This is a genomic window from Actinophytocola xinjiangensis (assembly GCF_001921215.1).
Lineage (GTDB): Bacteria > Actinomycetota > Actinomycetes > Mycobacteriales > Pseudonocardiaceae > Actinophytocola > Actinophytocola xinjiangensis.
Map to the genome: position 1 here is coordinate 21,884 of NZ_MSIF01000039.1, position 19,455 is coordinate 41,338.

Below are 19,455 nucleotides of genomic sequence, written 5' to 3' on the forward strand. Positions count from 1 at the left end.
CTGCGTGGCCCCACACAGAGAGACACCGGATGCGCCGTCTAGATAGCTGATCCACGAGCTCCCGCTCGGGACGGCTTCTGCCTGTTGTTGGTACTTGCAGCAGGTGAGGTGTGTCTGGAGGTCGGGTCGTGGGCAGTTGGGTGCAGGTCGGCAGTACCGTCGGTATCGGCCTCTGTGCCGTGTTGCTGCTGCAGTGGGCCCTGTTCATCGGCCTGTCTATCTGGTCGATGGCCACGAAGTGCGCCGATCGTCGAAAGCACGCGCTGGCGCTGATCGGCCTGCTTAGACGGGTTGGTCCGCCGCTCCCCAGGCTGCCTAAACAGTCCGGCCCGGCGTCTGAAGGTGGTGAATCACCCGATGACGCATCAGACGACGCCTGATCCACACCACGTCAGACGACGTGTGTTCAGGGTGTGTCGTCAGGCCGTGCGCGTGACGCCGATCCGCTCGGCAAGCTCGCGAAGACGGGTGGACTTCCGTGCTTCGCGGGCCAACAGCTCACGGGTGACGTACTTGACCAGCGTCTGGTGCTGCATCCAGTCGGGCGCCATGCCCTCTGTCGCGAGCAGCAGGTTCAACGCCTTGTCGTCCTCGCCGAGTCGGGTGTGGGCGAACGCGCGGTCGGTCATGTGCCGGGCCCGTGCGGCGAGGGGTAGACCTGGTTCGCTTGGCATCGCCCCGGCGTCCCGCAGCGCGGCGGCGTAGTCCTCAGTCACGACACCGACGTCCACCGTCTGCATGACGACCTGAGACGGTCCAAACGGCGTCTCGTAGTCGTTGCGATCCACACCCACCCGCGCGGCGACCTCGCGTGACTCGTTCAGCAGGTCACGGGCTCGACTGGCGTTGTTGCCTCGCGCGTTGGCGGTGGCCGCGCTGATGATCAGTGAGCCGAACACCGACAGATGATCTGCACCCGCGTCCCCGGTGGGTTCGATGGACTGGGCGGTGCGCGTGGCTACTCGCTCGGCCTCGTCGAACCGACCTTGGACCAGCAGCTGCCACGACACCGATCCGCGCAGGGCCGCGCTCAGCAGCTCGTCGTCCGCCGTGTTGGCCAGCTCGACCGCGCGACGCACGGCCATGAACGCGGCGTCTTGCTGCCTCATGTGCGCGAGCGTGCAGCCCGCCACCCAGTACACGCGGGACAGCGCGTCGGCGGCCATCGGACGGTCGCTCAGATTCGCCTCGTGGAGAGTCGCGCGGGTGCCTGCGAGCGCGGGCGGGATCAGGCCGGCTAGCGAGTCGAACTTGCCTGACCAGTACGTTCCCCACAGATAGGTGACGGTTCGTCGCGCCTCGTCGAGTGGCAGGGGGTCCGCGTCAAGGCCGCCGAGCAGGTCATCCACGTCAGAGACTGCGCGGCGGAGGGCGACCACACCCGCGTCAGGGCCAGCGTCGGGCAATGCCTCGCGGCCGAACAGCTCGCCCAGGTCCACGTCCAACGCGCGAGCGATGCGGTGCAGGCTGGCAACGCTGGCGGTGTGGCGCTGCCCCTGCTCCAGCTTGCGGATCAGGCTCACGTCCACGCCAGCCGCGGTGGCAAGTTCCTGCTGGGTCATCCACCCGTTGCGCAGCTCGCGGATGCGTTCGCCGATGGTGTTCGCGCGAGTCGTCATCGCGGGCAACCCTTCGTAGGCGGGTGTACGTGTTCAACGTTACCTGCCGCGTCGCCGACGCGACACATGCGCGTTGACCAGCACGTTTGCGGGTGTCTGGGCGCGTCCGTGGCGCGTCCGCATGTGTGCGCTGGTGTCATCACTACGGCGCGAATGTGCGGACGCCATACGGGCGTGCTGAGTTGTAGCGCGCTGCTCTTCCCCGACGACACGCTTAACGTGACCCGACTGCGGCCTGCCGATCACCCCGACATGTCAGACTGGCTGACGCACTTCACCGGCCGTGCGCGACCAGCCTCTAACAACGTGGACGCGCGCATCCGCGAGATGAAGCCCGACCAGCGACTGGACGCCATCCTCGCTGAGGGCGAGTTCCGCCCCGCTGTCACCTACTCGGGCGGACTTCCTGCGGTGTGCTTCACAGAGAGCAGTGTCGCGGGCGTGGAGTATCTGATTCGAGACTGCGGCTTCCCCCCGTGGGGAATCGTGTTTGATCGCCAATGGGTATTTGAGCAGGGAGGCGCGCCAGTCTGGTACTACCGGTCCGAAGTTCGTGAGGAGCTATTCCAGTTGTCCGACAGAGTTCGGACCTGGGGCGTTCGGCTGGACGGCAGCGACGAGATGAAGTCTGACTGGCTGCACGAGCGGGAGTGGCGGATACCGGTCGAGACCGGCACGTTGAAGATCGACCCGGACGCAGTCGTCGCGACCATCATTGGCGCGCCGGACTGGAAACCGTCGCCGATTGACGTTGTGACAGTTGGATCGGGTCACTACGTCGACATGCTTTCGGGGGAACCTTCGACAGACTTGTCAAACCCATACGTCCAAGAGTGGCTTGGTGAGGCTCCCGTCTACCCCGCGTGCTGGGAGGGGAAGGAGCACTGGACCTGGGTCGACGGTGAGTTGTGCGTAGTTCCCTGACGAAAGCCCGCCTCGGCGGGCGGGCCTCGTCGTAGCAGATCAGGCGGCGGCGGTCTTGCGCGTCGTCGCGCGGCGTGCCTGCGGCTTGGGCGCTTCCTCCGCCTCGGTGATCTCCTCGACCTCGTCGTCATCGGCGGGCGCGGGCTCCTCGACCTTCGCGGCGGCCTCCTTGGCAGCGGCCTTGGCCTCGTCGCGCTCCTTGCGCCAGGTCTCGAAGCGGGTCTTCATCGGCCCGACGTCCTTGGTCTCGAACGCGTAGCGCTTGCCCGACCCGACGCCCTGGTAGTCGCTGGACGCGCGCAGGAACACGCGTAGCTCGCGGGGTGTGGTGCCCAGCGCCTCGGCGATCTGCTTGGTGGTCAGAGTCTCGGTCTTCTTCGCGGCCATTCTGATCTTCCTCCTTCAGTCGTTGAACAGGTCGTAGTCGTCGGCGAGCGATTCCTCGGTCACGCGGTGAAGGACCTCGCCCGGCGCGTCCCACTGCTCGATGGTCGATCCGACGCCGAGCACGTCAGCCTCGAAGCGGCAGATGTCGAGTCGCGTGTGGTCGCTGTAGATGTCGCCTTCGGGCGTGCGGACGATGTATCGCATCGGGGCCTCCTTCGCCTGGTGCGACAGCAACGTAAGACGCGCTGACCAGCGAAGTCAGGCGACGACGACGGACTCCGTGGGAAGCCGTGACCTTCGCAGCGGGCGGTTCGACCGCTACCGATCATCGGTGTGTGCGCGCGTGTGACAACGCACGTCCCGACACGGTGCGGCACGGCGCGATACGCGGCGGGCGGGAGAGTCGCTCCTACCTGCGTCAGGGGGATACTGTCCGATACGCGGACGCACGGCGCGGATTACCGCACACCGACTTGAAAACAGGAGACCTTCACGGGTCCGGGGGTTCAAATCCCTCCGCCTCCGCATAGCCTGACCAGCAATAACGCCCTCGGTGGGCGTTCGTGTCAGCGCAGGTGTCGTTGGCGGGGTCTCATTCAGGGTCTCATTTGAGTGGCCATGTCCGGTCGTCGAGCGTCATCGGGCTCGGTCTTCGATGAGGTGGCGACTCGGCGAAACCCGGGTGCCCGTTCGCATCCTGTGGGCCGTTGGTCGGCCGTCGCTGGTTCTCCGGGTGCGGTGCTAAAGATGATCTAGGAACCCCAAGTGGTCACGCGACACGCCATAGGTTCTCAACCGCGACACGCCGTTGTTGACGTAAGCACCAGGGCTTTCCATGCGATACAAAACCAAACAGGCATGCGACAGACTGTGATAGTCGCAGTTCAAGAACCGCTGCGCCGGCCCTCCGGGACCGGCGAGGATCGCAACCTCGGACTGCGGACGCTGCTGGTCGACGCCGACAAGGGCTGCGCCGGCCCTCCGGGACCGGCGAGGATCGCAACATCGGGCCGTTCACCGCCATGACCGTCATCTCGCTGTTGCTGCGCCGGCCCTCCGGGACCGGCGAGGATCGCAACCTCGGACTGCGGACGCTGCTGGTCGACGCCGACAAGGGCTGCGCCGGCCCTCCGGGACCGGCGAGGATCGCAACATCGGGCCGTTCACCGCCATGACCGTCATCTCGCTGTTGCTGCGCCGGCCCTCCGGGACCGGCGAGGATCGCAACCTCGGACTGCGGACGCTGCTGGTCGACGCCGACAAGGGCTGCGCCGGCCCTCCGGGACCGGCGAGGATCGCAACGAAGAAGATTTCGTCCTCTTCGGACCAGTCCTCATCGTCGCTGCGCCGGCCCTCCGGGACCGGCGAGGATCGCAACACATCACGCGGATGGACCGCATATAGCATCTGACCTGGCTGCGCCGGTCCTCCGGGACCGGCGAGGATCGCAACAAGCGCGTGGCGGCCTCCGGGAAGGTGGCGGAGCTTCGCTGCGCCGGTCCTCCGGGACCGGCGAGGATCGCAACACCAGGCTGACCCCCGCAGCCAACGGGGAGTACCGCTGCGCCGGCCTCCGGGACCGGCGAGGATCGCAACCGCAAGGACAACAGCCTCAAGTGCAACATGGACGATCACCGCTGCGCCGGCCCTCCGGGACCAGCGAGGATCGCAACATCGCCTTGGCCGCAGCCGCTGACGGTGAAGCCAGGGGCTGCGCCGGCCCTCCGGGACCGGCGAGGATCGCAACACACGCGAGAGCAAGGGCGGGGGCGGCAGCATCGCGACGCTGCGCCGGCCCAGCAGGACCGGCGCAGCTTTCCATTAGACGAGCCAAATACGGGTGTCGCGACTTCGAGGGCGCCTTAGCCGCCGGAGTTGTTCAGTGGCCCCATAAAAGGGTGTTGAGTTGTGCGGCGACGTTCACCTGGATTGTGCTGATGACGTGTAGGTAGCGCTTGGCGACCTTCGCGTTGGACCAGCCCATGATTTCCATGACGACGGGGAGTGGTACGCCGAGGATGAGGAGGACGGTCGCGGCTGTGTGGCGGGCGTCGTGGAGGCGGGCGTCTCGGACGCCGGCGGCGGTGAGGAGTGCTTTCCATTCGTTGTGGTCGGAGCGTGGGTCGATGGGTTTGCCGTTCGGCTGGGTGAACATGAAGTCGTTCTCTATCCACGCGTCTCCGGCGAGTTCGCGTTCGGCGGCTTGGGTTTTCTCGTGGTCCATGAGGAGGTCGAAGAGTTGGTCGGGGAGTCGGACGCCGCGTCGGCCGGCTTGGGACTTCACGTCGACGTCGACCATGCCGCCGATGCGCTCCGGGCAGTGCATGGCGTGCTTGACGCAGCCGGGCCGGCACGGCGGTGGGCACTTCCTCTTGTGGGACCGGCACGGCTGGCGGCAGGGCTTGATCTTGTGTCGCGTGGACACGCAGGCGGCCGGGTCGGCGCAACCGTGTTCGTAGGTGTGGCGTTGCCGCTGCCTGCGCACTCGCAGCACCTTCGTCTTCTTGTTCAGCCACGACCAGCGGAACGCGATCGACTCTCCCTTGCGGGTGCCGATGGCCAGCGCCAGCACGAACCGCGCCCCGTTGCGCCGCTGGAGGGCGGCTTCGAGGATGTCCCGGACCTCCTCGACCTCGTAGGGATCCACTTCTTCTTCCTCGACCCTGGGCGCTTTCACGATCTCGAACGGGTTCTCGGTGATGACCTTCCGCTTCTTGGCCTCGCGGAACGCGGCGCGTGCGGTGATGTGGACGTGGTTGCGCGTGTACTGGCCCAGTCCCGCTTTCGCGAGCTGGGAGTAGATCTTCTCGAACCGTTCGGGTTCGTGCTGGATTCGCGCCATCTTGTGTGCGCCGATGTGCGGGACGAGGTGTTTTCGGATGTCGTTCTCGTAGCCCTCGTACGTCTTGTAGCGGATGTGTGGTCGGGCGATTTCTTCGAGCCAGTACGTCAGCCATTCCGCAACGGTTTGGGACTTGTCGCGGGGAGTGGGCTGGACGCCTTCCTTGCGTTGGTTCTCCAGTTGTTGGACGGCTTCCACCACGGCGTCGTAGGCGCCGTCGCCCTTGCGTTTGATGTGGCGGCGGTCGGGCTTGCCGTTGTCCTTGATGCCCATGGTGACGCGGCCGTGCCAGCAGCCGTCCGCGCCGAGGTAGATCGTGGAGCGGCCGTTCGCGGTTCTCGTCCTCTTCCGGCGTGCCATGTCAGTTGCCCCTCATCAGCTGGTCGGCGTAGGACTGCACCTCGGCGGCCGGGACGCGGCGAAGTCGGCCGATCGACACCGAGCGGAGTTCGCCGGACTTCACGAGGTTCCAGGCCGTGGTCCGTCCGATGCGGAGTCGTTCGGCGGCTTCCTCGACGGTCAACATGACGCTGGCGGGCGTCGGCTCGCGGGGTTGCGGGACGGTGGCCGGCTCGTGCGAGTGCGAGGCGAGCAACTGCACGACCTGGGCGAGCAGTGCGGCGACGTCCGGGTGTGCGGCGGTCATGCGTCCCCCTCGGCGGCCGACAGGTAGCGGTCCCAGGCGTCGGCCAGTCCGACCTGGGCTTTCTGGGACTTGGTCTGGGTGGTGGCGTAGGTGACGTAGCCCTTCACGGTGGTGTCGGTGTCGTCCTTGAAGGCGATGGGCGCGATGCCGTAGCGGGCCAGTTCGGCGGCCAGGCGGCGGCCGTCGAGCTGCTTGCCTCGGCCGTCGAGGTCGGCCCACGGGGCGTCGTCCAGTTCGGTCAGGTCGGCGAGCAGCGCCTTGGTGGGCAGGCGGGTGGCGTGGTGGCGGTCGTAGATGGTGCGCAGGTCGGCGAGCAGACGGACTCCGTTGGTGACCGGCTGGGCGGACCTGAGCACGAAGTGGGCGCAGGCCTGACGCGCCCGTTCCGGCCAGCCGCCGCCCGCCGCGTCGGCGATGGCCACCAGCGGTTCCCAGATCTCGGCCGGCCGGTCGACCACGCCTGCGGGCAGGCCTGGCGCGGCCTCGGCGACCTGGTCGGCGACTGACGCCATCCAGGTGGACAGCGCCTGTCGGATCGGGCGGGCGTCGCGTTCGGCGCGTCGCTGGCGGAACTGTTCGACGGTCTGGTCCGAGCGTCGGCGTCGCATGTGGATGGTGATGGCGCGGGTGGTGATCGTGGCGGGCATGTTGCCGGCGATGCCGCCGAGGGCGACCGGGGCGAACACGGGGAAGCGTTCGACCTTCATCGACCTTGATGGTCATTTCCTCGGCGAACCCGTGTCGCACGAGTGACCAGTCACCGCCGAACGCGCGGACGCCGGTGTCGGCGCGCGCTCCGATGCGGCCAGACACGGCGCGGCTGTAGGGGTGGGGGGACCGAGGGACGTGGTCCATCCGGTCTGCCAGGTTGGTGGCGGTCTGGAGTAGTGGGCGACCGTTCTTGTCGGCGGCGCCTATCAGTTGGGGGCGGAGGTGGGAGTCGGCGGCGAAGCCGGTGAACTCATCGCTGGTGTCGTCGTTGACGACCAGTTCGTAGCCGGCGTGAACGATTCTTCGGACGAGGTAGTACCGGAGAATATTATGTTCTCGAACCAGGCATCCCTGATGGATGTAGCGTTGTTAAATCTGGTATCGATGGTGAATTCAGTCATAGTTCGGATGCATCCGGCTGTGAAAAGGAAAGGCCTCGGCGACGTTCGACTACCACAGGGCGACGAGAATGTCGGCCCAACACTCGGATGTGAACGAACGGCCTGCGTCATAGGCTTGTCCCGCCAACGTTCGTCAGGCTGCGGTAAGCGGTTCGACGTGCGGATGCGTTCCAGTTCCCGTCAAGACGACGATGTGTAAGGGACTTTGCGGGTCCGAGGGTTCAAACCCTTCGGCCTCCGCATGGCCTGACCAGTGGAGATGTTGGCTGGGCGTGGTGGTTGCGTGGTTTCGATATCTGGTCACTGTGACGTTGCACGCGTACCCAAACATGCAACCTTCTTGGCTCCGAGGCGTGTTTATAGGTGTGGCGAACCCGCACGGTGCGGGAACCACGGTGCCGTTACTGGGGGATCTGCAATGGACTGGGTGGACGCTTCACCGATCGCGCTTGTCGCTGTGGTCTGGCTGTTTGGGCCGGGGCTTGCGTTGGGTTATCTGTTGGGTCTGCGGGGTCTGGCGGCGTGGGGTTTGGCGCCGGTGATCGGTGTCGGGCTGGTTGGGGCGACCGCTGTCGGTGCCGAGATGTTCGGCGTCGGCTGGTCGGTGACCGTTGTGCTTGTTGTGTGGGGTGTGGCGGTGTTGGTGGTGGGGCTTGCGGCGTACCGGTGGCGAGAACGGGCGTTCTTCGCCGCTGGCGCTGATCCGCGTGGGGTGACTGTCGCGGCGTTCGCCGGGCTTGTTCCGGTCGCCGGGCTCGGCGCGTTGACGATCATGGCGGCGATGGGTAGCCCGGACATGCTCTCGCACCGTTTCGACACGCCGTTCCACTACAACGCGCTCGCCTACATCCGGGACACGCACCAGGCGTCGTCGCTGACCCTGAGCTCGCTCGGCAACCCGGACCTGCCCGCCGCGTTCTACCCGGCGGCCTGGCACGACCTCGGATCACTCGTGATGCGCACGACCGGCGCCGACATCCCGGTCACGGCGAACATGCTGGTCGCGGTCATCGCCGTCGTGGTCTGGCCGGTGTCGTGCCTGCTGCTGGTCCGCCAGATCTTCGGTCGCAACCGTGCGGCGCTGGTGGTCGCCGGGGTGGTCAGCGTCGCCTTTCCCGCGTTTCCCTGGGATCTGCTCGGGTGGGGTGTCCTCTGGCCGAACCTGCTCGGCCTGGCCATCGCGCCGGCCGCGCTCGCCGTGGTTGTCACGCTGACCGGTTGGGCCCGCGACGACGCGATCGGCGTGCCCCGCGCGTGGCTGCTGCTGTTCGTGGCGATCGGCGCGGCCGGACTCGCCCACCCGAACGTGCTGTTCTCGCTGGTCGTGCTGGCGGTGTTCTTCGTCGCCGCCGCCCTGGTTCGTCGTGGCGTCCGGCTGCGTGGGCAGGGCCGGACCTGGCGCGGGGTCGCCGAGATCGCCGGGTTCCTGGCCGTGCTGCTCCTGGCCTGGTGGTGGGCGGCCACCACCCCGGCGCTGGAAACCGCCCGCACCTGGGGCTGGAAGGCGTTCCAGACCCCGGCGAACGCGACCGGCGAGGTGCTGCTCAACGCCACCAACCAGCACGAGGCCCTGTGGGTGCTCTCGGCCGTGGTCATCCTTGGCGCCGTCGCCGCCCACCGTCGCTACCCGACGCTGCGGCTGATCGTTCTCGGCCACCTCGCCACCGGGTTCCTGTACGTGCTCGCCGCCGGGATCGCCCGGCCGGACACCCAGAAGTTCATCGGCTACTGGTACAACGACTCGCACCGCCTGGCCGCCATGCTGCCGATCACCGGCGTCCCGCTGGCCGTCGGCGGCCTCCTGGTGCTCGCCACGTTCCTCGCCGACAAGGCCGCCGCGCTGCCCCGGCCACGCGCCCTGTCCACCACCACGGCCTCGGTCGGGCTCGTCCTGGTCCTCCTCGGCGCCACCGGCCAGCTCTACGCGCAGGACCGCACCGACCGGGTGGGGGTGACCTACCCGCGTTTCCCGCAGGACCAGCTGGTGACCGACCAGATGCGGGCCTTCTTCGACCGGGTCGCCGAGCGCGTCCCGCCGGACGCGGTGGTCGCCGGCAACCCGTTCGACGGCAGCGTGCTGCTGTGGGCGCTGGCCGACCGCACGGTCCTCTACCCGCACTTCCTGAACTCCCTCAGCGACGACCAGGCCTACCTCGCCGCGCACCTGGACCGCGTGGCCACCGACCCGAGGGTGTGCGGCGCGGCCCGCGAGCTCGGCGTGGACTACCTGCTGATCGGCAAGCCGACTGACCGCTCGGGCCCGCGCACCTACTCCGGTATCGACGCCGTCGCCGACGCGGAACTCACCCCCGGACTCGAGCTGGTGGACTCGGCCGGCCAGAGCCGGCTCTACCGGCTCGCCGCCTGCGACAGCGCGAGCCCGTCGGCGAGCTACGCCCTCCCACCACGCCCGTGACCGACCGACCGTCGAGGTGCGCGCCGGGCCCGACGAGGCAAAAGGAGGTCGGTTGTCGGCTGCGGCGAGAGCGGGGGCGGGACTCGGATTCCGTTACCGTTGACGACGTGAATCGCCAGACGTCGTTCGGTGCGGGCGAACGGGAAGGCCGGTGATCCGCCTGGCCGTCACCGGCCACCGGGGCCTCGGCGAGAACACCGCCGCCCTGGTGGACGCCGCCCTCCGGCACGAGATCGCCGAACGGGCAGAGAACGGTCCCGTGGTCGGGGTGAGCTGCCTCGCCGACGGCGCCGACGCTCTTTTCGCACGGGCCGTCCTCGATCAAGGCGGTGAGTTGCAGGTGATCGTGCCCGCTCACCGGTACCGCGACGACCTTCCCGCCGATCACCACGCCACCTATGACGCGTTGATCGACGCCGCGGCGGAGGTCACCCGACTTGACCATGTCGAGTCGGACTCGGAAGCGCACATGGAGGCCAGTCTCCGCATGCTCGCCGGCGTGGACGAACTGCTTGCCGTGTGGGACGGGCAGCCGGCCCGTGGCTATGGCGGAACCGCCGATGTCGTGGCCGCCGCTCGTGGTCGGGCTGTTCGGGTGACGGTGGTCTGGCCCCCGGGCGCGGTACGCGACTGAGCGCTGTCTCAAGCGGGCGGTTCGTCGAACCCTGACTTCGTCGAGGCCGGCCTGGCGTCCTGGTTCTCGAAGAACGCCTCGGTTTCCTCGTTGCGGGCGTGGCCCGCGGCCTCCAGCAACACCGACGTGGCCGCGATGGCCTCCGCCCGACCCTCGTCCCCCGGAACCATCTGGGTGCGGGCCATGGCGAACTCCCATTTCGCCAGCTGCGTCTCCAACTGTGCCTGCGCGACGGTGAAAGCCGCCAGCGCCGGTACCAGTCACAAGACACGGCAAGGCTGGTCACCGTGGTGATGATCACGCCTACCGCTCCGACGAACACCCGCGCCGGTGTCGACGCCGACCATGCCGACGCGATCGGGATCAACGTTCCCAGAACGATCACGACACTGGTCGCCGACTTGTGCAGACGGCGAGGCCAGCGCTTCTTCCGCTGATACCAGTCGATCAGCGGCAGTACCTGCCGTTCGACGAGTTCACGCAGAAGGCGCAGATGGTCGTCCGGCGAAGGCACGGCCGCACAGCATGGACCGTCGCGGCGCTCGTGAGTGGGTGTGAGGACCGCAGCGATCAGGTTCTCGGGCCGCGCCCGTCCGTACAGGTCAGATCCACGCACAGGAGGCTGGCATGAAGCGGAAACTGATCTTCGGCATGAACGCGACCCTGGACGGCTACATCGCCGCGACCGGGGTCGACATCGGGTGGAGTGGGCCGCCGAGCGGTGAGCTGTTCGGGCGGTGGCTGGACCAGGAACTGGCCAGTGAACTGACGCTGTACGGGCGCCGCCTGTGGGAGACGATGAGTGCCTTCTGGCCGACCGGCGACCAGCAGCCGGGCGCCACCCCGGCCGAGATGGAGTTCGCGCGGAACTGGCGGGACACACCCAAAGTGGTGTTCTCCTCGACGGTCGACAAGGTCGACTGGAACACCCGGCTGGTCACCGGCGACGCGGTCACCGAGATCGCCCGGCTCAAGGCGCGGGGCGGCGGGCCGATGACCATCGGCGGCGCCACGCTCGCCGGGGCCGCCGCGCGGGCGGGCCTGATCGACGAGTACGTGCTGGTCACCCACCCGGTCCTGGTGGGCGGCGGCACACCGTTCTTCACGGCGCTGGACAGCTGGGTGAACCTGAACCTCGTGGAGACGCGGACGTACCCCGGTGGCGTGGTCCTGACCCGGTACGAGACGAGGCGGTGAGCCCCGCCGGCACCAGCGGGCCGGTCACAGCGTGGCGGGCAGGCCCAGCCATGGTGTGTCGGTGGCGTCGAAGCCGGTGAGCTCGGCGATCTTCCCGTCGACGACGTGCAGGGCCGCGATGGCGAAGCGCCGGTACCCGGGGTCGCCGGCGGTGCGCAGGTACAGCGCGGCGGCGGGCATGCGGTTGACCGTCGTGGCGATGCCGCGCCAGTCGTCGCGGCCGGGGCGGAAGAGCCCGCCGGAGCGCCAGCCGTCCACCGCGTCGGTGGCCGTCGTGATCACGGTGCCCGGGTCGGGCAGCATCGCGAAGCGCAGGTCGTCGCGTAGGAGGGACGTCAGTGTGGTGAGGTCGTTGCGTTCGTGGGCGTCGAGGTACGACCTCACCACGTCGCGTTCGTCGGTCGACAGTTCGTGGGTGGTGGGGGTGCGCCAGTCGAGGCGGGGGGCGGGCAGTTGGGCGCGCATCGTCACGCGCGCCCGCTGCAGGGCGCTGGTCACCGACGCGACGGTCAGCTCCAGGGTGTCCGCGGCCTTGGACGCCGGCCAGCCGAGGACGTCGCGCAGAACGAACACCGCCCGCTGCCTCGGCGGCAGATGCTGCACGGCGACGATGAACGCCAACTCGATCGTCTCCCGCGCCACCACCGACTCCTGCGGATCCTCGGGGAGCATCGAATCGGGGTAGGGCTGCAGGTAGGGCACCTCGAAGCCGGACGGCAACGGCGTGCGGTCCCGGCGCCGGTCCAGGAAGTCGAGGCACACGTTCGTCGCGATCCGGTACAGCCACGTCCGCAGCGCGGCATGGCCCCGGAACGACTCGCGCTTGTTCCACGCCCGCAGGAACGTCTCCTGCGTCATGTCCTGGGCGTCCTCGACGTTGGCGAGCATCCGGTAGCAGTGCACCTGCAGCTCACGCCGGTGACGCTCGGTCAGGAGCGCGAACCGTGCCGTGTCGCCCGAGCGGACCGCCGCGATGAAGTCGTCGGTCATGTCATCAGTCCTTCCACCGGTGTGCATGGGTCACCGGAACTGACGACGTGGCCGAGCGTTTCTGATCGGCGCCCGTCAGGCGTCGGGGATCCAGTTGCCGTGGAAGCCGAGGGGGACCGGGTTGGGCAGGTGGATTCTGGCGAGGGGTTCGGTGGTGAAGTCCTGGGTGGAGAGGATGACCAGGTCGGAGGCGCCGCGGTGGGGGTTGTGGACGTAGGTGATCGCGTAGCCGTCGTCCTCGGTGGTGGGGTGGGCGGTGGGGACGAAGACGGGTTCGCTGGCCGCGGCCTCGCGGGGGAAGTGGTGGGTTTCCGACGTTCCCCGGCGCAGGTCGTGCTTGATGAGGGCGTTGGTGAAGGTGCGGTCGGGGGGAACTCCGTTGATGGACTCGTAGGCCAGGAACATGTCGGCGGCCGCCGCCGAATAGCCGTAGCGGTGGCGTCGGGTGACGAAGGATTCGTTGAGGCGCGGGTATTCCTGGGGGCGGTCGTCCAGGCGGCTGGTGTGGAGTCGGGCCTGGGTGAGGTCGATGGTCCAGCGGTCAAGGGACGGGGAGCCGGTGGCGCCGGGGCCGCCCGAGCCGCGGCCGCCCGGATGGAACGGGGCGGGGAACGTGGTCAGGTCCACGATGATCGACGTGCCGTGGTCGTAGGCGTTGAGGGTGTGGGAGTACATGATCCGGGGGGCCTCGAACCAGCGGACCGGACCACCGGCGCGGGGCAGGACGCCGATCTTCGGCAAGACCGCGACCACCAGCCGGGTTCAGCTGGCCCTGGTCGTGCGGGCGGCGGGGCGCTAGTGCCAGTCGAGGGGGAGCAGGTCGGTGATCTCCTTGGCGCGCCGGCGGGCGGTGGCCGTCGCGGCGGGGCCGTAGGGCAGGGTGTCGTCGCCGTAGTGCTCCAGGAGTTCGTGCAGCAGCACCGCCTCCCGGGTGAGGGTGGCGGCCTCCTGTTCGAACGAGGCGCCCTGGCAGGACTCGGCCTGGCATTCCCACACGAAGCTCTCGCTGGTGCGGAAGAACCCGCCCCGGGACCGGAAGAACGCGTCGAGGCCGCGGGGCGTGGCCGGTGAGGTGAGCGGCCGGGGCTGGAACGAGGCCAGCCGGTGGGCGAGCGCCAGACGGGCGTCCGCGGCGGCCACGAACCGGGACGGCCAGGTCAGCAGGCCGACGGTGCCCTCCTGGGAGGTGAACTCGGTCTCCACCGGCGGCTGCTCCACCAGCGGTTCGAGGCGGTCCACGAGTTCGCCGAACACCGTGTAGGACGACAGCCCTGGCCGGAGGAACTGGTGGAGCACGGGGTGGTCGTAGGCCCACAGCGCGCCCCGGGCCGCCCCGATCGACCCCATCGCCATCAGCCGGTTGGCGACCGCCGCGAGGGCCGCCGAGCGGAGCCCGCTGACGTAGCCGTAGGCGAGCCGGGGGCGGGGGTCGTCCAGGTCGTCGAGGGCGACGCGCAGCAACGCGGTCTCGGCCCGGTTGGCGGCCCGCACGAACCGGATCGCCTGGGTCCGGCCGGTGAAGCCGGTCGCCTCGTGGTCGGCCCAGGCGGTGGACGCCTTCCGCGCGAGGACCACGGCCTTGCGTCGCTGCGGTGTGTCGTCCTGGGACATTCGGCCACGGTAGCGGCGGGTGCCGGGGACTGGTCCCCGCCATTTGACACGGGGTGGATAATAAAAAATCGGCGTGTTCCTCGAAGAAATGAGAAACGCGCCGAACCTGGAACCAGATTAAACGTTGTGAGGGGCTTGTGTCAAGTCAGGGGTATGACCAGGAACTGCGGTCCGAGCAGGCCCACGTGGCCGGGCTCTACGAGCGCCTCGACGCCGAGCGGGTCCTGGCGAAGGGCCGGTTCAGGAGTGCTCTGCGGTTCGAGGGGACGCCGCTGGAGCGCGACGACCTGGTGCGCGCCACGGCCAGGGAGGTGCGGCGCCTGGACGTCGCCGACCACGGGTTGTGTTTCGGGCGCCTGGACGCCGTGTCGGGGGAACGGTTCTACGTCGGCCGGATCGGCCTTTTCGACGAGGACGACGATTACCAACCGGTTCTGCTCGACTGGCGGGCGCCGGCCGCCCGCGCTTTCTACACGGCCACCGGCGCCAATTCCGAGGGAATGCGCCAGCGGCGTCAGTTCATCACCCGGGGACGGCGCATTGTCGAATTCACCGACGAGGTGTTCGGGCGGCCGGGCGAGGCCGGGCGGGGCGACGAGGACGCCGCGTTGCTGGCCGCCGTGAACGCGCCGCGCGGCGAGGGGATGCGCGACATCGTCGCCACCATCCAGGCCGAGCAGGACGAGATCATCCGGCTCGAACACCGGGGTGTGGTGGTCATCGAGGGCGGGCCGGGGACCGGGAAGACCGTGGTCGCGCTGCACCGGGTGGCGTATCTGCTGTACACGCAGCGGGAGCGGATGGAACGGCACGGGGTGCTCGTCGTCGGGCCCAACCCGGCTTTCATCAACCACATCAGCCGGGTGCTGCCGTCGCTGGGCGAGTCGGACGTCGTGTTCGTGACGCCGGGGGAACTGGTTCCGGGGCTGCGGGTCACCGCCGAGGACCCGCAGGACGTGGCGCGGCTCAAGGGATCGCGCGACATCCTGGAACTGCTGGCGGCGGCGGTCGCGCAGCGGCAGCGGGTGCCGGAGACACCGGTGGAGATCGGGCTGCGGGAGGCGCCGTCGCGGATCGACGCGGCGACCGTGGAGTGGGCGCGGGAGGAGGCGCGGGCCACCGGGCTGCCGCACAACGAGGCGCGGGCGACGTTCGTCGAGATCATCACCTACGTGCTGACCGAGCGGGCACTGGGCCGGATCGGGCGCGGCTGGCTGACCAGGGACGACAAACCGGCGTGGGAGCGGGTGCGGGGCGAGCTGGTCAAGGAGCTGCACGAGGACGACGTGTTCCGCGCGACGATCGACGAGCTGTGGCCGTTGCTCACCCCCGAGACGCTGCTCGGCTCGCTGTTCGCGTCGGCCGAGCGGCTCGCGGCGGCCGGCGGTGACCCGAGGCTCGCGCGGGCCGACGGGACCGCCTGGACGGTGTCCGACGTTCCGCTGCTCGACGAGCTGGTGGACCTGCTCGGGCCGGTCAGCGCGCTCGACGGTGCCGCCGAGCGGGAGCGGCGGGCGCGGGCCGAGTACGCCTCCCGCGTGCTGGAGGGCATGACCGGCCGCGCCGACTCCATGGACGACGAGGACCACCTGTACGCCACCGACCTGCTCGCCGCCGAGGACCTGGCCGAGCGGTTCGACGAGGTCGACACCCGGGACCTGGCCGAGCGGGCCGCCGCCGACCGGGACTGGACCTACCGGCACGTGGTGGTCGACGAGGCCCAGGAACTGTCCGACATGGACTGGCGGGTGCTGATGCGCCGCTGCCCCGGCCGTTCGTTCACCGTCGTCGGGGATCTCGCGCAGCGCCGTGCGCCGGCCGGGGCGCGCTCGTGGGAGACGGTGCTCGCGCCGTACGTGCCGGGGCGGTGGGTGTACCGGCCGCTGACCGTCAACTACCGCACGCCGGCCGAGATCATGGCGGTCGCCGCCTCGGTGCTGGCCGACTTCGCGCCCGGGGTGCGGCCGCCGGAGTCGGTGCGGGCCTCGGGGGTGGCGCCGTGGGCCAGGCAGGTGGACGACCTGGCCGGCGCCATCGAGGAGTTCGTCCTGGCCGAGGCCGGGCGGGAGGGCACGAGCGTGGTCATCGGGCCGCCCGGTGTGCCGGGCACGGTGTCCGCCGCGGAGACCAAGGGCCTGGAGTTCGACGCCGTGCTGGTCGTCGAACCGGACCGGATCCTCGCCGACGGGCCGCGCGGGGCGGCCGAGCTGTACGTGGCGCTCACCCGGGCGACCCAGCGGCTGGGCGTGCTGCACCGGGGGCCGCTGCCGGCGGTACTGGCCGGACTGGTCGACACCGCCGGCTGAAGGGGTCGCGTTCTTCCACAGCTGGGGACAAGGCTGTGGACAATTCAAACACCTGTTCGAGATCTGGCTGTGGCGGACGGGCTACCCGTGGCTGGTCCAACCGGGTATCCCGCCGCGGCGGATGGGTGCAGTGGCGTGAACACGGTGATCGCTCACCGTTTCCTTGGGTTGACTGGGTGTCGGAGATCGTTGGCCTGATGTTGTGTCTGGGGAGCCGCCGTGTGAACGGGCACCGACCGATCGCCACCTGGCCGATTCCGCGCCAGCTTCCTGGAGACGTCGACACCTTCGTCGGCCGGGCCGGGCTGCTGGCACGGTTGGACACGATGCTGACCGGGCCGCAGGCGCGGGCGACGGCGGTCATCTCGGCGGTGGCCGGGACGGCCGGGGTCGGCAAGACCGCCCTCGCGCTGCGGTGGGCGCACCGGGTTCGGGCGCGGTTCCCCGACGGGGGACCTGTTCGCCAACCTGCACGGTTACGACTCCGGTTCGCGGGTCACGCCGACGGAGGTGCTGGACGGTTTCCTGCGTGCCATGGATGTCCCGACCTCGCGGATCCCGACCACTCTTGACGCTCAGGCCGGGCTGTACCGTTCGATCCTGAGGGAGCGGCGCGTCCTGATCGTGCTGGACAACGTCGCCAGCACCGAGGACGTCCGTCCGCTGCTCCCCGGCTCGTCGACCTGCCTGGTGTTGGTCACCAGCCGCAGCAGGTTGTCGGGGCTCGTCGCGAGGGAGGGGGCCAGCCGCGTGACCCTGGACATGTTGTCTCGGGACGAGGCCGTCGAGTTGCTGCGCGAGGTTGTCGGTGCCGAGCGGGTGGACGCTGAGCCCGCCGCGCTCGCCGAACTGGCCGCGCTGTGCGGTTACCTGCCGTTGGCGCTGCGGATCGCGGCCGAACGGATCCTCAACCATCCACAGTGGACACTCGCGGACCTGCTCGTCGACCTCGCCGACGAACGGGACCGACTGGACGCCCTGTCCACCGCCGACGACGACGAGACCACGGCCGTCCGTGCCGTCTTCTCCTGGTCCTACCGCGCGCTGCCACCGGACACGGCCAGGATGTTCCGCCTTCTCGGCCTGCACCAGGGCACCGAGATCAGCGCCGATGTCGCCGCGTCGCTGGCCGGCAGTCGGCTCACCGTCGCCAGGCGACAGCTCGACACCCTCGCCGGGCTGCACCTGGTCGAGGAGGTGTCCCGGGACCGCTACCGGTTCCACGACCTGCTGCGCGTCTACGCCGCCGACTGCGCGGAGCGGGACGAGCCGCAGGACGAGCGCCGCGATGCCACCCGACGAATGCTCAGCTGGTACCTGCACGCCGCCGAGGCGGCCGACAAGGCGCTGTCGCCCTATCGCGAGCGGGTCCCGCTCGAACGGCCGACCCGCCTGCCGCCGTCGTTCGTCGACTACGACCAGGCCTGGGAGTGGTGCGAGGCCGAGCGGTCCAACCTGGTCGCCGCGATCCGGCAGGCCGACGAGATCGGCGAGAGTGACCTCGCCTGGCGGATGCCGGGCGCCTTGCTCACGTACTTCACCCACCGCAAGCCCCGGGTCGACTGGCTGGTCAGCCACCAGGTCGGGCTGCGCGCCAGCCGCCGGGCCGGCGACCGCTTCGGCGAGGCGTGGATGTTGACCAGCCTGTCCCTCGCCCACCGGGAGCTGCGCCAGTTCGACGAGGCGATGGACTGCCTGACCGCGGCGCTGCCGTTGTGGCGCGAGGTCGGTGTGCGGTGGGCCGAGGGGTGGGCGCTGTTCGACATCGGCTTCCTGCACCACGAGCGGCAGGACCACATCGCGGCGCTGTCCTTCCTCCAGCAGGCGCTCGAGGTTCGCCGCGAGGCCGGGGACCAGTGGGGCGAAGGCTCGACACTCGGTCTGCTCGGCGAGGTCCTGTACCGGCTCGGTCGGCTGGACGAGGCCGCCGACCACGCTGAGCGGTCGCTGGACCTGCAGCGCGCGACCGGCAACCAGCGCGGCATGGCGTCGGCCATGCACACCCTGGGGCTGGTCCACCACGACCGGGGGCAGGTTGAGGCCGGCCTCGAACGCCTCCGCGAGGCGTTGGCGCTGCGCCAGGAGACGCACAACCACCTCGGTGAGGCCAAGACGCTGCGGGCCATGGGTGAGCTGGAGCGGCGGCGGGGCGACCTGGACGCCGCGCGGGAGCACTGGCGTCAGGCGCTGGAGATCCTGGAACGCCTCGACGACCCCGAGGCCGCGCAGGTGCGGGCCGCGCTGGCCTAGTCGGTGCTGGCGAACGACACCGTGTACGGGCCGCCGTCGGATTCCTGGGCGGTGCTCGTCGCGGTGATCTGGCGGCGTTCGCCGGTGGGCAGTTCGATGGCGGTCAGCTCGGGCAGGCGGTCGAGGTCCTCCTGGCCGACGACGATCGTGCCCTCCCACAGGCGCTTGCTGGTGCGGATCGTCGCCTGGCCCTCGATGGTCGTCCGGTCGGTGAGGACGAGTGTGGCCTGGCCCTGGTAGCTACCCATGCCGGCATCATGACACGGCTCCGATGTATGTGACCTGGATCACTTCCGCTGCCTGATCGGTGTTGAACGCCGGGCTGCCGGCCCCCGTATATAGGGGCGTCGAAGCGGAAGGAGTCGCGGCATGAGATCCCTGGGACTGGCGCTGGTCGCCGCGGTGATGGTCGCCCTGCTCGGTGCCTGCGACCTGCGTGAGGGCGACGGCAGCGAGTACGGCTCGCTGCCCCGCGTCGACAGCAGTGTCGACAGAACTGTCGGGCAGAACTGACACCGAAT

The 19,455-nt window shown here is 69.3% G+C and carries 19 protein-coding genes and 1 CRISPR repeat array; of the genes, 8 read left to right on the forward strand and 11 right to left on the reverse strand.

The features are described 5' to 3' along the window. The first annotated feature begins 128 nt into the window (after positions 1-128). A complete protein-coding gene (locus BLA60_RS44085; protein WP_154814927.1) occupies positions 129-380 on the forward strand; it encodes a hypothetical protein in 252 nt (83 codons plus the stop codon). A gap of 39 nt (positions 381-419) precedes the next feature. Here BLA60_RS44085 and BLA60_RS39505 read toward each other — a convergent pair whose 3' ends face one another. Beyond that, a complete protein-coding gene (locus BLA60_RS39505) occupies positions 420-1,619 on the reverse strand; it encodes a helix-turn-helix domain-containing protein (RefSeq protein WP_075138221.1) in 1,200 nt (399 codons plus the stop codon). Positions 1,620-1,925: 306 nt separating this feature from the next. Here BLA60_RS39505 and BLA60_RS39510 point away from each other — a divergent pair, with 306 nt between their 5' ends. Further along, positions 1,926-2,543: a hypothetical protein gene (locus BLA60_RS39510; RefSeq protein WP_154814928.1), complete on the forward strand. Its 618-nt coding sequence runs from the start codon at positions 1,926-1,928 to the stop codon at positions 2,541-2,543. 39 nt (positions 2,544-2,582) lie between these two features. On the opposite strand, the gene BLA60_RS39515 is transcribed toward BLA60_RS39510, so the two are convergent. The 5 genes from BLA60_RS39515 to BLA60_RS39535 all read right to left on the reverse strand — a co-directional run bounded on the left by BLA60_RS39515 (position 2,583) and on the right by BLA60_RS39535 (position 7,125). After that, positions 2,583-2,930 carry a hypothetical protein gene (locus BLA60_RS39515; RefSeq protein ID WP_075138223.1) on the reverse strand — a complete coding sequence of 116 codons (348 nt, stop codon included), beginning with the start codon at positions 2,928-2,930 and terminating at the stop codon, positions 2,583-2,585. A gap of 15 nt (positions 2,931-2,945) precedes the next feature. Continuing rightward, positions 2,946-3,134 (reverse strand): hypothetical protein, encoded by a 189-nt coding sequence (locus BLA60_RS39520; protein WP_075138224.1) that lies wholly within the window; start codon positions 3,132-3,134, stop codon positions 2,946-2,948. 689 nt (positions 3,135-3,823) lie between these two features. Further along, a CRISPR array of direct repeats spans positions 3,824-4,457; the repeat unit is 37 nt; unit sequence GCTGCGCCGGCCCTCCGGGACCGGCGAGGATCGCAAC. Positions 4,458-4,809: 352 nt separating this feature from the next. After that, entirely contained in the window at positions 4,810-6,132 is a 1,323-nt protein-coding gene (locus BLA60_RS39525) for a tyrosine-type recombinase/integrase (protein ID WP_075138225.1), read from the reverse strand. 1 nt (position 6,133) lies between these two features. Then, positions 6,134-6,418 (reverse strand): helix-turn-helix domain-containing protein, encoded by a 285-nt coding sequence (locus BLA60_RS39530; RefSeq protein ID WP_075138226.1) that lies wholly within the window; start codon positions 6,416-6,418, stop codon positions 6,134-6,136. Further along, a complete protein-coding gene (locus BLA60_RS39535) occupies positions 6,415-7,125 on the reverse strand; it encodes a DUF3631 domain-containing protein (RefSeq protein WP_075138227.1) in 711 nt (236 codons plus the stop codon). The genes BLA60_RS39530 and BLA60_RS39535 overlap by 4 nt, the downstream gene beginning before the upstream one ends. Positions 7,126-7,948: 823 nt before the next feature. Between BLA60_RS39535 and BLA60_RS39540 the strand changes: the two genes are divergently transcribed. Together BLA60_RS39540 and BLA60_RS39545 are read left to right on the forward strand one after the other, a co-directional pair. After that, positions 7,949-9,946: a DUF6541 family protein gene (locus tag BLA60_RS39540; protein ID WP_342744822.1), complete on the forward strand. Its 1,998-nt coding sequence runs from the start codon at positions 7,949-7,951 to the stop codon at positions 9,944-9,946. Positions 9,947-10,097: 151 nt separating this feature from the next. Further along, positions 10,098-10,580 (forward strand): hypothetical protein, encoded by a 483-nt coding sequence (locus BLA60_RS39545; RefSeq protein ID WP_075138229.1) that lies wholly within the window; start codon positions 10,098-10,100, stop codon positions 10,578-10,580. Positions 10,581-10,588: 8 nt separating this feature from the next. On the opposite strand, the gene BLA60_RS39550 is transcribed toward BLA60_RS39545, so the two are convergent. Then, entirely contained in the window at positions 10,589-10,798 is a 210-nt protein-coding gene (locus BLA60_RS39550) for a hypothetical protein (protein WP_075138230.1), read from the reverse strand. A 409-nt stretch (positions 10,799-11,207) separates the two neighbouring features. Between BLA60_RS39550 and BLA60_RS39565 the strand changes: the two genes are divergently transcribed. Continuing rightward, positions 11,208-11,777, forward strand: a complete 570-nt coding sequence (locus BLA60_RS39565) for a dihydrofolate reductase family protein (protein WP_075138232.1) — start codon at positions 11,208-11,210, stop codon at positions 11,775-11,777. Between the two features lie 24 nt (positions 11,778-11,801). On the opposite strand, the gene BLA60_RS39570 is transcribed toward BLA60_RS39565, so the two are convergent. The 3 genes from BLA60_RS39570 to BLA60_RS39580 all read right to left on the reverse strand — a co-directional run bounded on the left by BLA60_RS39570 (position 11,802) and on the right by BLA60_RS39580 (position 14,378). Further along, positions 11,802-12,767 carry an RNA polymerase subunit sigma-70 gene (locus tag BLA60_RS39570; RefSeq protein ID WP_075138233.1) on the reverse strand — a complete coding sequence of 322 codons (966 nt, stop codon included), beginning with the start codon at positions 12,765-12,767 and terminating at the stop codon, positions 11,802-11,804. A gap of 75 nt (positions 12,768-12,842) precedes the next feature. Then, positions 12,843-13,508, reverse strand: coding sequence for a carotenoid oxygenase family protein (locus tag BLA60_RS39575; protein WP_245812484.1), 666 nt, complete (start codon positions 13,506-13,508; stop codon positions 12,843-12,845). A gap of 54 nt (positions 13,509-13,562) precedes the next feature. Beyond that, positions 13,563-14,378, reverse strand: a complete 816-nt coding sequence (locus tag BLA60_RS39580) for a hypothetical protein (RefSeq protein ID WP_075138235.1) — start codon at positions 14,376-14,378, stop codon at positions 13,563-13,565. Positions 14,379-14,515: 137 nt separating this feature from the next. Here BLA60_RS39580 and helR point away from each other — a divergent pair, with 137 nt between their 5' ends. Both helR and BLA60_RS39590 read left to right on the forward strand, forming a co-directional pair. Next, the gene (gene helR / locus BLA60_RS39585; RefSeq protein ID WP_211289012.1) at positions 14,516-16,684 is read left to right on the forward strand and encodes an RNA polymerase recycling motor ATPase HelR; all 2,169 of its coding nucleotides are present in this window, start codon (positions 14,516-14,518) and stop codon (positions 16,682-16,684) included. Between the two features lie 534 nt (positions 16,685-17,218). Next, positions 17,219-18,934, forward strand: coding sequence for a tetratricopeptide repeat protein (locus tag BLA60_RS39590; RefSeq protein ID WP_154814931.1), 1,716 nt, complete (start codon positions 17,219-17,221; stop codon positions 18,932-18,934). Here the strand turns inward: BLA60_RS39590 and BLA60_RS39595 are convergent. After that, entirely contained in the window at positions 18,931-19,182 is a 252-nt protein-coding gene (locus tag BLA60_RS39595; RefSeq protein WP_075138236.1) for a hypothetical protein, read from the reverse strand. The two genes, BLA60_RS39590 and BLA60_RS39595, sit on opposite strands and share 4 nt — an antisense overlap. 121 nt (positions 19,183-19,303) lie before the next feature. On the opposite strand from BLA60_RS39595, the gene BLA60_RS44095 reads away from it, so the two are divergent. Next, positions 19,304-19,447 carry a hypothetical protein gene (locus BLA60_RS44095; protein ID WP_154814932.1) on the forward strand — a complete coding sequence of 48 codons (144 nt, stop codon included), beginning with the start codon at positions 19,304-19,306 and terminating at the stop codon, positions 19,445-19,447. The last annotated feature ends 8 nt before the right edge of the window (positions 19,448-19,455 follow it).

Excerpts from the sequence above, each read along its gene's own strand:
- BLA60_RS39565 (WP_075138232.1), top strand. The coding sequence starts at position 11,208 with ATGAAGCGGAAACTGATCTTCGGCATGAACGCGACCCTGGACGGCTAC.
- BLA60_RS39595 (WP_075138236.1), bottom strand. The coding sequence starts at position 19,182 with ATGGGTAGCTACCAGGGCCAGGCCACACTCGTCCTCACCGACCGGACG.
- BLA60_RS39540 (WP_342744822.1), top strand. The coding sequence starts at position 7,949 with ATGGACTGGGTGGACGCTTCACCGATCGCGCTTGTCGCTGTGGTCTGG.
- BLA60_RS39505 (WP_075138221.1), bottom strand. The coding sequence starts at position 1,619 with ATGACGACTCGCGCGAACACCATCGGCGAACGCATCCGCGAGCTGCGC.
- BLA60_RS39515 (WP_075138223.1), bottom strand. The coding sequence starts at position 2,930 with ATGGCCGCGAAGAAGACCGAGACTCTGACCACCAAGCAGATCGCCGAG.
- BLA60_RS44095 (WP_154814932.1), top strand. The coding sequence starts at position 19,304 with ATGAGATCCCTGGGACTGGCGCTGGTCGCCGCGGTGATGGTCGCCCTG.
- BLA60_RS39525 (WP_075138225.1), bottom strand. The coding sequence starts at position 6,132 with ATGGCACGCCGGAAGAGGACGAGAACCGCGAACGGCCGCTCCACGATC.
- BLA60_RS39535 (WP_075138227.1), bottom strand. The coding sequence starts at position 7,125 with ATGAAGGTCGAACGCTTCCCCGTGTTCGCCCCGGTCGCCCTCGGCGGC.
- BLA60_RS39530 (WP_075138226.1), bottom strand. The coding sequence starts at position 6,418 with ATGACCGCCGCACACCCGGACGTCGCCGCACTGCTCGCCCAGGTCGTG.
- BLA60_RS39590 (WP_154814931.1), top strand. The coding sequence starts at position 17,219 with ATGGATGTCCCGACCTCGCGGATCCCGACCACTCTTGACGCTCAGGCC.
- BLA60_RS39570 (WP_075138233.1), bottom strand. The coding sequence starts at position 12,767 with ATGACCGACGACTTCATCGCGGCGGTCCGCTCGGGCGACACGGCACGG.
- BLA60_RS39520 (WP_075138224.1), bottom strand. The coding sequence starts at position 3,134 with ATGCGATACATCGTCCGCACGCCCGAAGGCGACATCTACAGCGACCAC.
- BLA60_RS39580 (WP_075138235.1), bottom strand. The coding sequence starts at position 14,378 with ATGTCCCAGGACGACACACCGCAGCGACGCAAGGCCGTGGTCCTCGCG.